The 14,600-nt window shown below is 72.5% G+C and carries 15 protein-coding genes and 1 tRNA gene; 9 read left to right on the plus strand and 7 right to left on the minus strand.

Annotation, left to right across the window (positions count from 1 at the left end; all coding sequences use genetic code 11):
* Positions 1 to 35 precede the first annotated feature (35 nt).
* A complete protein-coding gene (locus H5397_RS02820) occupies positions 36 to 1,313 on the plus strand; it encodes an MFS transporter (RefSeq protein ID WP_309224258.1) in 1,278 nt (425 codons plus the stop codon).
* Between the two features lie 37 nt (positions 1,314 to 1,350).
* On the opposite strand, the gene H5397_RS02825 is transcribed toward H5397_RS02820, so the two are convergent.
* Positions 1,351 to 2,001 carry a GNAT family N-acetyltransferase gene (locus tag H5397_RS02825; protein ID WP_182814793.1) on the minus strand — a complete coding sequence of 217 codons (651 nt, stop codon included), beginning with the start codon at positions 1,999 to 2,001 and terminating at the stop codon, positions 1,351 to 1,353.
* Positions 2,002 to 2,058: 57 nt separating this feature from the next.
* Complete coding sequence (locus tag H5397_RS02830; protein ID WP_182814794.1) at positions 2,059 to 2,310, minus strand: hypothetical protein; 252 nt, start codon at positions 2,308 to 2,310, stop codon at positions 2,059 to 2,061.
* Positions 2,311 to 2,427: 117 nt separating this feature from the next.
* On the opposite strand from H5397_RS02830, the gene H5397_RS02835 reads away from it, so the two are divergent.
* Together H5397_RS02835 and H5397_RS02840 are read left to right on the plus strand one after the other, a co-directional pair.
* A complete protein-coding gene (locus tag H5397_RS02835; protein ID WP_182814795.1) occupies positions 2,428 to 2,760 on the plus strand; it encodes a PadR family transcriptional regulator in 333 nt (110 codons plus the stop codon).
* Positions 2,761 to 3,252: 492 nt separating this feature from the next.
* Positions 3,253 to 3,648, plus strand: coding sequence for a DUF1648 domain-containing protein (locus tag H5397_RS02840; RefSeq protein ID WP_182814796.1), 396 nt, complete (start codon positions 3,253 to 3,255; stop codon positions 3,646 to 3,648).
* A 73-nt stretch (positions 3,649 to 3,721) separates the two neighbouring features.
* Here the strand turns inward: H5397_RS02840 and upp are convergent, their stop codons facing one another.
* Entirely contained in the window at positions 3,722 to 4,363 is a 642-nt protein-coding gene (gene upp / locus H5397_RS02845) for a uracil phosphoribosyltransferase (RefSeq protein ID WP_182814797.1), read from the minus strand.
* A gap of 194 nt (positions 4,364 to 4,557) precedes the next feature.
* Here upp and H5397_RS02850 point away from each other — a divergent pair, with 194 nt between their 5' ends.
* The 3 genes from H5397_RS02850 (at position 4,558) to H5397_RS02860 (ending at position 5,820) form a co-directional block, all read left to right on the plus strand.
* Complete coding sequence (locus tag H5397_RS02850) at positions 4,558 to 5,220, plus strand: tRNA adenosine deaminase-associated protein (RefSeq protein ID WP_220491944.1); 663 nt, start codon at positions 4,558 to 4,560, stop codon at positions 5,218 to 5,220.
* A gap of 37 nt (positions 5,221 to 5,257) precedes the next feature.
* The gene (gene tadA / locus H5397_RS02855; protein ID WP_182814799.1) at positions 5,258 to 5,689 is read left to right on the plus strand and encodes a tRNA adenosine(34) deaminase TadA; all 432 of its coding nucleotides are present in this window, start codon (positions 5,258 to 5,260) and stop codon (positions 5,687 to 5,689) included.
* A gap of 42 nt (positions 5,690 to 5,731) precedes the next feature.
* Positions 5,732 to 5,820 (plus strand) — tRNA-Ser (locus H5397_RS02860).
* Between the two features lie 57 nt (positions 5,821 to 5,877).
* On the opposite strand, the gene H5397_RS02865 is transcribed toward H5397_RS02860, so the two are convergent.
* Genes H5397_RS02865 through H5397_RS02880 form a run of 4 tightly spaced genes read right to left on the minus strand, consistent with a single transcriptional unit; the run spans position 5,878 to position 8,799 of the window.
* A complete protein-coding gene (locus H5397_RS02865; RefSeq protein WP_182814800.1) occupies positions 5,878 to 6,153 on the minus strand; it encodes a DUF2853 family protein in 276 nt (91 codons plus the stop codon).
* Positions 6,154 to 6,186: 33 nt separating this feature from the next.
* Positions 6,187 to 7,914, minus strand: a complete 1,728-nt coding sequence (locus tag H5397_RS02870) for a glycerol-3-phosphate dehydrogenase/oxidase (protein ID WP_182814801.1) — start codon at positions 7,912 to 7,914, stop codon at positions 6,187 to 6,189.
* Between the two features lie 35 nt (positions 7,915 to 7,949).
* On the minus strand, positions 7,950 to 8,474 hold the full coding sequence (locus H5397_RS02875) for a LytR C-terminal domain-containing protein (RefSeq protein ID WP_182814802.1): 525 nt from the start codon (positions 8,472 to 8,474) through the stop codon (positions 7,950 to 7,952).
* A gap of 31 nt (positions 8,475 to 8,505) precedes the next feature.
* Positions 8,506 to 8,799: a type II toxin-antitoxin system VapB family antitoxin gene (locus tag H5397_RS02880; protein WP_182814803.1), complete on the minus strand. Its 294-nt coding sequence runs from the start codon at positions 8,797 to 8,799 to the stop codon at positions 8,506 to 8,508.
* A gap of 54 nt (positions 8,800 to 8,853) precedes the next feature.
* On the opposite strand from H5397_RS02880, the gene H5397_RS02885 reads away from it, so the two are divergent.
* From H5397_RS02885 to H5397_RS02895, 3 genes are all read left to right on the plus strand, one after another.
* Positions 8,854 to 10,425: a helicase HerA-like domain-containing protein gene (locus tag H5397_RS02885; RefSeq protein ID WP_182814804.1), complete on the plus strand. Its 1,572-nt coding sequence runs from the start codon at positions 8,854 to 8,856 to the stop codon at positions 10,423 to 10,425.
* Between the two features lie 251 nt (positions 10,426 to 10,676).
* The gene (locus H5397_RS02890; RefSeq protein WP_182814805.1) at positions 10,677 to 12,593 is read left to right on the plus strand and encodes an ABC transporter ATP-binding protein; all 1,917 of its coding nucleotides are present in this window, start codon (positions 10,677 to 10,679) and stop codon (positions 12,591 to 12,593) included.
* Entirely contained in the window at positions 12,586 to 14,523 is a 1,938-nt protein-coding gene (locus H5397_RS02895; RefSeq protein WP_182814806.1) for an ABC transporter ATP-binding protein, read from the plus strand. The genes H5397_RS02890 and H5397_RS02895 overlap by 8 nt, the downstream gene beginning before the upstream one ends.
* Positions 14,524 to 14,600 lie beyond the last annotated feature (77 nt).

Below are 14,600 nucleotides of genomic sequence, written 5' to 3' on the forward strand. Positions count from 1 at the left end.
CCGGCCGGGTGCGCGCCCGGCGGTACGGTGCCCGGGTGGGAATCCGGTCCGGGCTGCGCAGCGTGCTCGCGGACACCCGACCCCTGCGCCAGCCCGACTTCCGGCGGCTGTGGACGGCGAACATCATCACGGTCATCGGCGCCCAGCTCACCGTGGTCGCGGTGCCGGCCCAGATCTACGCGATCACGGGCTCGTCCGGCATGGTCGGGCTGACCGGCCTGTTCGGTCTGGTCCCCCTGGTCATCTTCGGCCTGTGGGGCGGCGCGCTGGCCGACCACCTCGACCGGCGCACCCTGCTCGTGATCACCACGATCGGGCTGGTCGTCACGTCCGGACTGTTCGCGCTGCAGGCCTTCCTGCGCTGGGACAACGTCTGGGTGCTGCTGGGCCTGTTCGCCCTCCAGCAGGCGTTCTTCGCGGTCAACCAGCCCACCCGGACGGCGGTCCTGCCCAAGTTGTTGCCGGTGGCGCAGCTCCCGGCGGCGAACGCCCTGAACATGACCGTGTTCTCGGCCGGCGCGATCGCGGGCCCGCTCGTCGGTGGCGCGCTCATCCCGGTGCTGGGCTACGCGTGGCTGTACCTCGTCGACACGATCACCCTGTTCGCCACCCTGTACGCCGTCTACCGCCTCCCGCGAATGCCGGTCGACAACCCGCAGGGCAGCCCCGGGCTGCGCGCGGTCTGGGACGGCCTGGTCTACCTCAGCGCCCACAAGATCCTGCTGATGAGCTTCGTCGTCGACATCATCGCCATGGTGTTCGGCATGCCGCGCGCGCTGTTCCCGCAGCTGGCGCACGAGTCGTTCGGCGGACCCGCCGAGGGTGGGCTCGCCTTCGCGCTGCTGTTCGCGGGCATCCCGGCCGGCGCGGTGCTCGGGGGCGTGCTGAGCGGCTGGGTGTCGCGGGTGAGGCGCGAGGGGCTGGCGATCATGTGGGCCATCGCCGTGTGGGGCGTCGCGATGACCGTGATGGGGGTCGCGGTCTGGTTCGCCCCGCTCGCCACCGGGGCCATGCTCGGGCTGGCCGTCGCCATGCTCGTCGTGGGCGGCGCGGCCGACATGTCCTCGGCGGCCTTCCGGCAGTCGCTGCTGCTCGGCGCCACCGACGACGCCGTCCGCGGGCGCCTGCAGGGCGTGTTCATCGTCGTGGTCGCCGGTGGGCCCCGCATCGCCGACATCCTCCACGGCGGCGCGGCCGAGGTCGTCGGCCCGGCCGTGGCGACCGCGGGCGGGGGCGTCCTCGTGCTCGTGGGGATCGCGGTGGTCGCCCTGCTCTACCCCCGCTTCCACCGCTTCCGCCTGGCCGACCGCTGAGCCGGGCCCCGGGGCCGGGTGGGGTCGGGCCGCAGCCTCAGGCGTCCAGGCCGATGAACCGGCGCAGGGGTTCGATGCCCTCGACGGTGATGGGCTCGCCGCGCACGAAGTCCTCGGGCAGGAGCAACAGCCGGCGCGTCACCGCGCGCGTGCCCCGCGGCTTGGACCAGCTGATGCCGTTGTCGCGGTAGCCGAGCTTCTCGCTGACGCGCAGCGAGGCGGGGTTGTCGGTGAACGCCGCCGAGGTGATGAACTCGAAGTCGAGGTGGTCGAACAGCAGCGCGCACAGCGCCTGCCGCGCCGCCGTGCCGATGCCGCGCCCCTGGAACCGCCGGCCGAGCCACGAGCCGGTCTCGCCGTAGCGGAAGGTCAGGAAGTCCTGTGTCGCCACGCCCTGCACGCCCACGACCTCGCCCTCCCAGAGCGCGCACAGGTCGAGCGACCAGGCCTCGCGCGACCACGTGGCCAGACCGCGCGTCCACCACTGCAGGTAGCTGAGGGGCATCTCGGACGCCGGCGCGTCGGTCCACGGGAAGAAGAAGGGCATCCGGTCGGGGTCGTGGATGCCGTCCTGGACGACGTCGAGCAGGGCGAGCATCTCGGTGTCGCCGATGCCGCGCAGCTCGAGGGGCCCGCAGGTGACGCGGACCCCGAGTGGGGGGAAGATCTCGGCGACGCGTGGGTCCATGCCGCGATCATCCCACCGTGCGGGCGGCCGTCACCAGTCGCCCGCACGGCTGGGGGTTCACCAGCCGCCGCCCCCGCCGCCACCGGCGGCGTCGGGCCGACCCTGCTCGTCGGCGTCCTCGACCTCGACCGTGCCGTCGGAGTCGACCGCGAACACCGACTCGGTCGGGATCTCGATCTCCTCGGTCACGTCGTCGTGGTTGCCTCCGTGCAGCATCTGCTCGGCCTTCTCGTCGGAGACGGGGCCGTCCACCTTCGGGTCGCCGAAGCCGGAGCTGATGTCTCCGCCGTCCTTCTTCTCCTCGGACATGGGTCCCTCCTCCTGTGTCGTGGTTGCGTCAAGGCTAGTCAGGCGGTTTGCGGGCGGTCGATGCCCGGTCGCACCTAGATGCTTGCGAAACAAGATACTGGGTGTTACCATGAGGTCATGGCTGAAGATCGCACCGCACAGATCCGCCGGGGGGTCGTGGAACTCGCCGTGCTCGGGCTGCTCGCCCAGGGGGAGCGCTACGGCTCGCAGGTCGTCGACGAGCTGGCCTCGCAGCCGGCCCTCGCGCTGACCGCGGGCACCGTCTACCCGCTGCTGTCCCGCCTGCTCAAGGCGGGGCTGATCGAGTCGACCTGGCAGGAGTCGCCGGTCGGCCCGCCCCGCAAGTACTACCGTCTGACCGGGGCCGGCCGGGCGGCCCACAGCGCGCAGCACGACGCGTGGGTCGCCGTCCGTGACGGCCTCGACGCACTGCTGAAGGAGTCCCGATGATCACCTCGCTCGACCAGCTCACCCCCGACACCCGGGCGGCGGCCCGGGCCTGGCTCGACGCGTCCGTGGCCGTGGTGGGCCACGACCTGCGTGACGACGTCCGCGACGAGCTGACCACCGCGCTCTGCGAGGGCCTCGACGCCGGTTCCACGCCCGAGGACCTCGCCCACCTCGTGACCCGGCTGGGCCCGGTCACGGCTGAGTTCGCCGACGCCGACCCCGACGGGGCCGACTCCGGTGACCCGCGGGTGGGCCGTTGGTTCGGCATCCCGTTCGACGTGCGCCCGCCGACGGCGGAGCGGACCAAGGACACCCTCTGGGACCCGGCCGACCCGCGCCTGCTCCGGCCGCGCGCGTTCGGCGCCGGTTGGGACCTCAACTTCGGCGCCGCCGCCGTGAAGCTCGGCCTCATCGAGCCTGACGCCGAGGACGAGCCCTTCGCCAACACCCCCCCACGAGGCGTTCTCGCTCGGTGCGCTCTTCCCCGCGGCCATGGCCGCGGCGGTGGTCGCCCACTACGCGGTGCGCGGGCGTTCGCTGCCCGACCGGCTCCCCAACCACTGGGACGCCGCGGGCCGCCCCGATGGCTGGGTCAGCAAGGGCACCGCCGCCGCGTGGGACATCGGGCTCTCCGTGGCCGCGGCAGGGCTGGGGGCCGCGTCGTCGGCGTCCCGGACGAACGGGGCCGGCCGCGCCGGCCGCCTCGCCATCGCCGCCGGGATCGCCGGCGGGGTCGCGAAGCTGACCGTCATTCGCCCCATGAAGGGCGGCTGGTGGGTCGGCCCGGTGCTGCTCGGCGGCGTCATCGCGCCGCCGGCGCTCACGCTGCTCGGGCTCGCCCTGGCCGGCCGTGACGCCGAGCGCCGCCGCGACCTGGGCCGCGCCTGATGGACGTCGCCGGGGTGCTGGAGCGGCGGTTGGCCGCCCAGCACCTCACCCCGCTAAGGCAGGCTGTCGGCGGTTACTCGGCCAGGCCGTAGAGGCGGTCGCCGGCGTCGCCGAGGCCCGGGACGATGTAGCCGTGGTCGTTGAGCTTCTCGTCGACGGCCGCGACCACCAGGGTGCAGGGCACGCCGACCGGGTCGACGAGCGCGCGCATGTTCTCGATGCCCTCCGGGGCGGCGAGCAGGCAGATGCAGGTGATGTGGTCGGCGCCGCGGTCGACCAGGAACTTCACCGTGCCGCCCAGCGAGCCGCCGGTGGCGAGCATCGGGTCGAGCACGTAGCACTGGCGCCCGGACAGGTCGTGCGGCAGCCGCTCGGCGTAGGTGAAGGGCTGCAGCGTCTCCTCGTCGCGCACCATGCCGACGAAGCCCACCTCGGCGGTCGGCATGACGCGCATCATGCCGTCGAGCATGCCCAGGCCGGCGCGCAGGATGGGCACGACCAGCGGCAGCGGCTTGCTCAGGTGGGTACCGCGCGTGGTCGTGATGGGGGTGGTCACGTCGACCTCGTCGACGCGCACCTCGCGGGTGGCCTCGTAGGCCAGCAGGGTCACCAGCTCGTCGACGAGCCGGCGGAAGGTCGGCGAGTCGGTCTCGACGGCCCGCAGCAGGCGGACCTTGTGGGCGACGAGCGGGTGGTCAACGGCGATGAGTTCCACGCCGCCATTCTTGCAGGCCGGACGCCGCGCGTGCGGCCCGGCCGCCCCCGGGCGCCCGGGCGGGGCAACGGCGTGCCGAAAGCCCGGGAGTCTGACACGATGGAGGCCGACGGAGGGAGCCCATCATGGCCGACAGCCACGACGAGCAGGAGTACGACGCCGAGCTCGCCGACCAGGGCGACGACCGGCCCGGCATGGACGAGGTGGAGGGCAACGACTACTCCGCCCTGCTGGGTGGTGCCGATGACTCCGACGACGACTACGACGATGACGACGACTCCGAGGACGACGACGACCTCGCCGACGAGGACGACTCGGACGACGACGACGACGATGATGATGATGACGACGAGGACGACGACGACTACCCCGAGGACGCGACCGAGGACGACATCGACCTCGTGGCCGCGCTCTACCGCGAGGACGGCGTCCCGGCGGCCATGGCGCTGGACAAGGAACTCGCCAACGACCTCGACGGCCTGATCGAGGTCCTGCGTCGGGTCCCCGGCGACGCGGGCGCGGTCGGCGTGGTCAGCATCGACTCCGACTTCTTCGTGGTCGTGCGCGTGCGCGGCAAGAAGGTCGAGCTGCTGTTGTCCGACGTGGGCGCGGCCCTCGACTGGCCGATCGCGCGCGACGCCGCCGACTTCCTGGGCGTCGACCTGCCCGACGACGAGGACGATTCCGAGCCCGTCGGCGACTTCGACCTCTTCGCCGACGCCGGCCTGTCCGAGCTCGAGCTCGAGGCGATCACCTCCGACGAGGAGGCCGACCCGGTCGAGTCCATCGAGGCCATCGTCGAGAAGCTCGGCTTCGCGAGCGTCTACGACAAGGTGGCCAGCGGCTTCGGCCTGTGAGCCACCCGTGAGCGGGGGGACGCGCTGGGTCCCGGCCATGCAGCGTGCCCTGGCCCTCGCCCAGGACGCCGCGGCGCACGGTGACGTGCCCATCGGCGCGGTGCTCCTGGGCCCGGACGGGCAGGTGCTCGCCGAGGCCGGGAACGAACGCGAGCTCACCGGCGATCCGACCGCGCACGCCGAGGTGCTCGCGCTGCGCCGCGCCGTGGAGCACGGCGGGGAGTGGCGCCTGGAGGACACCACGCTGGTCGTCACCCTCGAACCGTGCGCGATGTGCGCGGGTGCGATCGTCAACGCCCGCGTGGGGCGGCTGGTCTTCGGCGCCCTCGACGCCAAGGCCGGGGCGGTGGCGTCCGTGTTCGACATCGTGCGCGACCCGCGCCTCAACCACCGCGTCGAGGTGGTCTCCGGCGTGCACGCCGACGAGTGTGCCGCCGTGCTGCGGGAGTTCTTCGCCGGGCACCGGTGACCGATTGGCGAAGCCCCCGCCGAAATTGGTACGCTCCTCGGCGGTGGCGTGTCCGAGCGGCCGAAGGAGCGCGCCTCGAAAGCGCGTGATGGGTCTCCCATCCGTGGGTTCAAATCCCACCGCCACCGCCAGCCAAGAGCCCGGATCCGAAGCGGATCCGGGCTCTGCTGTTGGTCGGTCGCGGAGGCCTACTTGAACTGGCCCAGCTTCCCGAAGTGCTCGGCGAGCAGGTAGTAGACGGTCAGGCGCGACTTGCGGTTCACGCCCTTGAGCTTGGCGCCCACCGCCTCGATGCCGGCGTCCAGGCCGTCGGCCTCGGTCAGGCCGAGCTTCTTGACGAGGAAGTTCCTCTTGACGGTCTCGAGCTCCTCGGGGTCGCTCCACGCCACGAGCGCGGTGTCGGACCGGCTCAGGACCAGCCGGTAGGTCTTCTCCATGCCCGCGTGATCGGACACCTCCATCATGGCCCCGATCGCCGGCGTTGGGCAGGGGAAGGCTCACATCGGCCGCAGGTCGTCCGCCTCCAGTCGCGCCCGGGACGCCGCCGCGTCGTCGGACGTGCCCTGGGCGGCCAGCTCGGCGGCCACGCGGGCCCGGTAGCTGGCCTTCTCCTCGGCGGTCTGGACCTCGCTCCAGCCCAGCAGCTCCGCCATCAGCTCGGCCACCTCGTCGACCACCGACAGCCCGCGGTCGGCGGTCTCGGCGTTGACCCGCACGCGGTTCACGAGCATGTCCTCCAGGTGCATGGCGCCCTCGTGCACGACGCCCCACGCGACCTCGCCGCGCAGGTAGGCGGGGTTGCCCGCCAGCGGCCTGTCGAGCTCGGGCTCGCGGGTCAGGGCGGCGCAGAAGTCGTGCAGGCCGGATCCGTAGCGCTCGAGCAGCTCGGCGACCTTGGCGTCGGTCCAGCCGTGGCGCTGGCCGAACGTGCCGGCCCGCGCCAGCGCGGCCGAGTAGCCGTCGGCGCCGAGCAGCGGCACCTCGTGGGTGATGCTCGGGCGGGCCTTGGCCCCGGCCTTGCCGAGGGCGAAGTCCACGGCGTCCTTGGCCATCACCCGGTAGGTGGTCAGCTTGCCGCCGGCGATCATCGTCAGGCCCGGCGCGGCCTCGGTCACGGTGTGCTCGCGGGACACCTTGGTCGACTGGGTGCCGTCGCCCAGCGTGCCCGGCTGCAGCAGCGGACGCAGTCCGGCGAAGGTGCCGATCACGTCGTCGGTGGTCAGCTTGTCGCCGAGCACGCGGTTGGCCTGGTCGAGCAGGTAGGCGATGTCCTCCTGGGTCGGGACCGGGTGGCGCAGCTGCTCGTGCCAGGCGGTGTCGGTGGTGCCGATCAGCCAGTAGCGCGGCCACGGGATGATGAACAGCACCGACTTCTCGGTGCGCAGGAACATGCCGGTCGCCGACCGGATCCGCTCCCGCGGCACCAGCACGTGGATGCCCTTGGACGCCAGCACCTTCAGCCCGCCGGACGCCTCGGCGAGGTTCTGCGTCTCCTCGGTCCACACACCGGTGGCGCCGATGACGTGGCGCGCCCTGATCGTCGACTCCGCGCCGCTCTCGTTGTCGCGCACGACGGCGCCGGTGACGCGACCCGAGGCGTCCTTCGTCAGCCGGACCACCGACACCCGCGACGCCGCGAGCGCGCCGTTGGCCACCGCGGTGCGGACGAGGGTGATGACCAGGCGGGCGTCGTCGACGCGGGCGTCGTGGTAGACCATCGCGCCCACCAGCGAGTCCGGGTCGAGCGACGGCGAGTTGGCCAGCGCCGCCTTCTTCGACAGGTGCCGCTGGATCGGCACCGCCGCGTTGAACTTCGAGCCCACCACGGCCATGGCGTCGTACAGCCCCACGCCCAGCGTGGAGTAACCGCGCTCGATCACCGGCTGCCGGAACGGCCACAGCAGCGGCTGCGCCTTGACCAGGTGGGGGGCCAGCTTGGTCAGCAGCAGGCCGCGCTCGTGGAGCGCCTCGGCGACGAGCTTGAAGTCGAGGTTGTACAGGTAGCGCAGGCCGCCGTGCACGAGGCGCGAGCTGCGCGAGGACGTCCCGGAGGCCCAGTCCTGGGCCTCGACGATGGCGGTGGTCAGGCCGCGGGTCGCGGCGTCCAGGGCGATGCCCGCACCCGTCACCCCGCCGCCGATGACGAGGACGTCCACCCCCCGCGGGTCGGCCATCGAAGCCAGGTGGTCTGCTCGTTGGGCTGCATGGAGGGACGCGGTACTCATGGGTCCATCACATCACGGGCACGGACGCCGTGGGCTCACTCCGAGGGTTCGGACACCAAGGGGTCGGGGAGGCACGCCTTGCCGTCGGGCAGCGGGACGCCGAACTCGGGGTTCTCGGCCGCCACGGGCTGGACCTCGCCGATGATCACGTCGACGAAGCGGCTCTCACGGCCGTCGGCGCGGAACGGGATGTCCTGGAAGGCCTGGCGGACGAGGACGACCTCGGGGGCGTCCTCGGAGTGGCCCACGATCTCGGAGGTCGGGTAGTCGTCGCGGTCGGCGTTCACCCGGCTGTACACCTTGAAGCCGTCGGCGGACAGGATCTGTCCCAGGCGCTTGGCGACGCCGTTCGTCTTCGAGCCGTTCAGCACGTTCACCCACACGTGCTCGGGCTGCAGCACGGGGCCGATCTCCTTCACCACGCAGGGCTCGGGCGGGCGCGGCGGGATGGGCTCGCGGGCCTTGTCCCACCCCCACCGGGCGGCAAAGTACACGAGCGCGACGAGTATCAGCAGCGTGACGGGCGTCTTCAGCACCCGTGCCACCTGTCGTGCGTCCATGGTCGATCCCCTGCTCGGCGTCCGGGTCAGACTACTTCAGCTCGAGCACGCGGGCGTGCACCGAGTGGCGTTGCTGGAGCGCGGCGCGCAGCGTGCGGTGCAGCCCGTCCTCGAGGTAGAGGTCGCCGCGCCAGGACACCACGTGGGCGAACAAGTCGCCGTAGAAGGTCGAGTCGTCCTCCAGGAGGGCCTCGAGGTCGAGCCAGCGGCGGGTCGTCACGAGCTGGTCCAGCCGCACCTGCTGGGGTGCGATCTGGGCCCACTGGCGCTGGGTGTGCCCGTGCTCGGGGTAGGGGCGCTCCTCGCCGACACGCTTGAAGATCACCCGGCCAGTCTAGCCCTCGGCCTCGTGGCGGCCCCGACGCTAGCCTTGGCGACCATGAGCGACGCCATCTCCACGATCCGCGACGGATACACCTTCGACCAGCCCTCCATCGAGCTGGGTGTCCTGGTCGACGAGGGCACCCCGGTGCCCGACGTGAAGGTGCGCATCTCGCTGTCCATGCTGAACCGCCACGGCCTCGTGGCCGGGGCGACCGGCACCGGCAAGACCAAGACCCTGCAGCTGATGGCCGAGCAGATCAGCCGGGCCGGCGTCCCGGTGTTCGCGGCCGACATCAAGGGTGACCTGTCCGGCCTGGCGATCCCGGGTGAGGCCAACCCGAAGCTACTCGAGCGCACCGCCGCCATCGGGCAGGACTTCACGCCCGGCGGCTGCCCCGTGGAGTTCTACGCGCTGGGCGGGGAGGGGGTGGGCGTCCCGCTGCGCGCCACGGTGCACTCGTTCGGGCCGATCCTGCTGAGCAAGGTCCTGGGCCTGAACGCGACGCAGGAGAGCTCGCTGTCGCTGGTGTTCCACTACGCCGACACCAACAACCTGCTGCTGCTCGACCTCAAGGACCTCACCGAGCTGCTGAAGTACCTCGTCAGCGACGAGGGCAAGGCCGCCCTGGCCGACATCGGCGGCCTGTCCAAGGCGACGGTGGGCGTGATCCAGCGCCAGGTGACCGCGCTCGCGGTGCAGGGCGGCGACCAGTTCTTCGGCGAGCCCGAGTTCGACACGGCCGACCTGCTCAAGGTGACCGCCGACGGGCAGGGCCTCATCTCCCTGCTCGAGCTGCCCAACCTGCAGGACCGGCCGGCCCTGTTCTCGACCTTCTTGATGTGGTTGCTCGCCGACCTCTACCAGGACCTCCCCGAGGCCGGCGACCTCGACAAGCCCAAGCTGGTCTTCTTCTTCGACGAGGCCCACCTGCTGTTCGCCGACGCGTCGAAGGCGTTCCTGCAGGCGATCGAGCAGACGGTGCGGCTGATCCGGTCGAAGGGCATCGGTGTGTTCTTCGTCACCCAGACCCCCAAGGACGTGCCCGAGTCGGTGCTCGCCCAGCTGGGCTCGCGGGTGCAGCACCAGCTGCGCGCGCACACGCCCAACGACGCCAAGGCGCTCAAGGCGACGGTCGCGACCTACCCGAAGACCGACTACGACCTGGCCGAGCGGCTGCAGCAGCTGGGCATCGGTGAGGCCGTCGTGACGGTCCTGAACCCGAAGGGCGCCCCGACCCCGGTGGCCTGGACGCGCATGCGCGCGCCGCAGGCGTCCATGGACCCGCTCGACCCCGGGGCCATGGCGAACGGCGTGGCGGCCTCGATCATGCAGTCGAAGTACGGCACCGCGGTCGACCGCGAGTCGGCCTACGAGCTGCTCAACGCCAAGCTGCAGGCGGGCGCCGAGGCGGCCGCCGCCGAGGCCGCGGCCGAGGAGCAGGCCAAGGCCGAGGCCGCCGCGGCCCGCGAGGCCGAGCGCGAGGCGAAGGCGTCCCGCGCGCGGACGCCGCGGCACGAGAAGTCGTTCTTCGAGAAACTCACCGAGAACACGATGGTGCGCCAGATGGCCCGCTCCGCGGCCCGCGAGATCACCCGCTCGATCTTCGGGACGGGGCGCCGCCGCTGAGGGTGCCAGGGGTTGCGGGATCCGATTGACCCTGCGGGGCGCCCGGGCGTAACGTGGGCGCCGGTTCTGGAGTCGATCGGAAGGGGGCCGTCATGACCAGCATGTTCACGTACGGCATCGGTCGGCCGCGCACTGCAGCAGGCACGCCTGTCGCAGCCACCGCCGCCTGACCCGACCCCACGCCGCCCCGGCACCCGCGGGCCCCGTTGCCCGCCCCGGCACCACTCCCCCCAGAACGCTTGAGGAAACCCATGTTCGGCCCTGTCGACGCGTCGACTCCACGCCCGCACGACCGCGACCCCGGCCTGCGCTGGGAGCGTCGCCACGACTTCCCGCCGCTCGTGGGCGGCTTCGGCGCCGAGCCCGGTGCCCCCGACGTCCGGTCGCCGAGCCGGTTCCTGTTCTGGCTGATGCGGTCGATGGGCTGGGTCGTGCCCGCCATGACCCTGGCCGCGCTGTCCTGGCTCGTGCCCGGCTCGCTGACGCCGTGGCTCCTGGGCCGCGCCATCGACGCGGGCATCCTCGGCCGCGACCCCATGGCCACCCTCGGTTGGGTCGCGCTGCTGCTCGGCGTCATCGCGTTCGGCGTGGTGGGCGGCATCCTCTTCCACACCATCGCCGTGCGGATGTGGGTGATCTCCATCCACGGCACGCAGCGCCGCGTCGGCCGCAAGGCGGCCGACCTGGGCCACATCCTCGGACGCCGCGTGCCGACCGGCGAGGCGCTCAGCATCGCGAACTCAGACTCGGACCAGTTCGGGGCCACGATCGACTCCTTCGGCCACGTGATCGCCTCCGCGCTGAGCTTCCTGTTCGTGTGCGTGCTGATGTTCAGCACGTCGCCCACCCTGGGGCTCGTCGTGCTGGTCGCGACGCCGCTGCTGCTCGCGGCGTCCCTGCCGGTGATGCGTCCGCTGACGGCGGCGCAGACCGCCGAGCGCACCGAGAGCTCGAACCTGACCTCGCTGGCCACCGACATCGTCGCCGGCCTGCGCATCCTGCGCGGCATCGGGGGCGAGCAGACCTTCGCCCGCAACTACGAGCGCCAGTCGCAGAAGGTGCGCGGCCTGGGCATCACCCTCGGCACGTGGCAGGGGGTCGTCGAGGCGATCAGCGTCCTGCTGTCGGGCATCCTGCTCGTGGTGCTGGTGTACCTCGGCGCCCAGCACATGCTGGCGGGCGAACTGACGGTCGGCGAACTGATCAGCTTCTTCGGCTACGCCGTGTTCCTGGTCACCCCGATGCGGACGTTCTTCGACTTCGCGCAGCGGTGGGTCCAGGGCCTCGTGGCGGCGCGCAAGACGATCGCCCTGTTCGGCGCCGACGTGCCGTGGGCGCCCCGCGACCGGCAGGTCGGCGAGCGCCCGGTGCTGCGCGACGAGTCCTCGGGGGTCGAGGTGCACCCGGGCGAGTTCCTGGCCGTCGTCTCGGCCGACCCTGAGGCGTCCGCGGCCCTGGCCGACCGGCTGGGGCGGTACCTGCCCTCGGTCACCGGTGAGGAGCCCGAGCTTGAGGACCTGAAGGGCCGCAAGCTGCGGCTCGCCCGCAAGGAACGCGCGAAGGCTCGCGCCCGGCAGGCCCTCGCGGACGCCGAGCGCGCCGCCCAGCTGTGGGGCGTGACCGCCGACGGCGTCGACTACGCGGAGTACGACCTCGCCAGCCTGCGGGAGCGGGTCGTGGTGTCCGACACGGGGGCGTCCCTGTTCGCGGGCACCCTCCAGGACGCGGTCGACCCGTGGGGGACCCACACCCGCGGGGAGGCCGAGCGTGCGCTGCGCACCGCGTCGGCCGAGGACGTGTACGACGGGCTGCCCGGTGGCTGGCAGGGCCGGATCGACGAGAAGGGGCGCGGGCTGTCCGGCGGGCAGCGCCAGCGCATCGTGCTGGCGCGCGCCCTCGTGCGTGACCCCGAGGTGCTCGTGCTGGTGGAGCCCACCTCCGCGGTGGACGCCCACACCGAGTCCCGGATCGCCGAGCGCCTCGTGGAGCACCGCCGCGGGCGGACGACGGTGGTGACCACGGCGTCCCCGCTGCTGCTGCACCGCGCCGACGTGGTGGCGCTGCTGGTCGACGGCCGGGAGGTCGCCCGCGGCACCCACGTCGAGCTGCAGGCCCACCCCGACTACCGCCGCGTCATCGCGCGCGGCATGGAGGACGACAATGAGTGAGCTGACGACCGAGGCGTTGGCGACCTCGGCGGAGACCTGGCGCGAGGGGCCGCCGCCCCCGCGCATGCCCGAGGGCCTGCGCCGCCCCCCGCGCGGCCGGGGCTGGGGCACGCGCCTGCGTGACTATGCCGCCCTGCAGCGCGTCCGTGAGGAGATGGCCTCGCGGACGATGACCGAGGCCCGCAACCCCGAGCGCGGGTTCCCGGTGTCGTCGGGCCGGACGGCCGTGTCCTTCATCGGCGGGTTGCTGCGCTCGCGCCGTGCGGTGCTCGCGTGGGCCGTCGTCATCAACCTGCTCGCGAGCGGGGCGGCCCTGGTCGCGCCGTTCCTGCTCGGCGACCTGGTCGACGGCGTGGCCGGCGGGACCATCGGCGCGGGCACCCTCGACGCGACCGTGACGGTCATCATCGTGGCGATCGTCGTGCAGGCCGTGCTGGTGCTGCTCGCCCGCCGCGCCTCGGCCGTGCTCGGCTACGACACGCTGGCCGCGGCCCGCGAGGAGGTCGTCCGCATCGTGCTGCGCCTGCCGCTGGGGCAGGTGGAGTCGTCGAGCTCCGGCGACCTGCTGACGCGCATCACCTCCGACGTGTCGAAGATGGCCGCCGCGGTCCGCTGGGCGTTGCCGCACTTCATCATCTCGATGGTGACCATCGTCGCGACCCTGGCGGCGATGCTGGCCAACTCGTGGCTGCTGGCCCTGCCCCTGGTCGTGACCGCGCTCATGATGTGGTTCGGGGGCCGGCACTACCTGCGCCGGGCGCCCGCGGGCTACATCACCGAGTCGCGTTCGTACTCGGTGATCAGCGCGACGCTGACCGAGTCGATCGAGGGCGCGCGGACGGTCGAGGCCCTCGGCCTCGGCTCCCGCCGGCGCGACCAGCTCGACGAGGACACCGAGCTCTCCGGCCAGGCCGAGCGCTACACCCTCGCCCTGCGCAACGTGCTCTTCTCGATGGTGGACGCCTCGTTCCAGCTGCCGCTCGTCGGCATCGTGCTCGTCGGCACGTGGGGCTTCAACGCCGACCTGGTCACCATCGGCCAGATCACGACCGCCGCCCTGTACGTGCAGCAGCTGCAGGGTCCGCTGGACCGCGTGATCATGGTGCTCGACCACCTCCAGATCGGCCTGGTCTCGACGACCCGCCTCATCGGCGTCGCCGAGGTCGAGGACGATCGGACGCCCCAGGACGTGGTGCCGGCGGGCACCGACCTCGAGGGGCGCGACCTGCGGTTCGCCTACCGCGAGGGCCACGACGTCCTGCACGGCGTGACGCTGGAGCTGGCGCCGGGCGAACGGGTGGCCGTGGTCGGCCCGTCCGGCTCGGGCAAGTCGACCCTCGGACGCCTCGTGGCCGGCATCAACCGCCCCCGCACGGGATCGGTCGAGGTCGGCGGCGTCGACGTCATGGACCTGCCGCTGGACCGGCTGCGCACCGAGGTCGCGCTCGTCACCCAGGAGCACCACGTGTTCGTCGGGTCGCTGCGCGACAACGTGGTGCTGGCCCGCGAGACCACGGCGAGCGACGCCGAGGTCGAGCAGGCCCTGCGCGTGGTGGACGCATGGGGCTGGGTCGGCAAGCTCCGCGACGGGCTCGACACGCAGCTGGGCCATGGGCACCTGCAGCTCACGCCCGCCCAGGCGCAGCAGGTGGCGCTCGCCCGCCTGGTGGTGGCCGACCCGCACACCCTGGTGCTGGACGAGGCGACGTCGCTGATCGACCCGACCTCGGCCCGCCACCTGGAGGGCTCGATGCACGCACTGCTCGACGGGCGCGCCGTGATCGCGATCGCGCACCGCCTGCACACCGCCCACGACGCCGACCGGATCGCGGTCGTCATCGACGGGCGCATCGCCGAGCTGGGTTCGCACGACGAGCTCATCGACGCCGACGGCGAGTACGCCCGCCTGTGGCGGACCTGGCGTTCCTGACCGGCGCGGGCCGACTGCATTTCCGGGTGGCGTGACCCCAAGGATCCTTGGGGTCACGCCACCCGGAAATGTTTTGC

It is taken from the genome of Propioniciclava sp. MC1683 (assembly GCF_014164675.1).
Lineage (GTDB): Bacteria > Actinomycetota > Actinomycetes > Propionibacteriales > Propionibacteriaceae > Propioniciclava.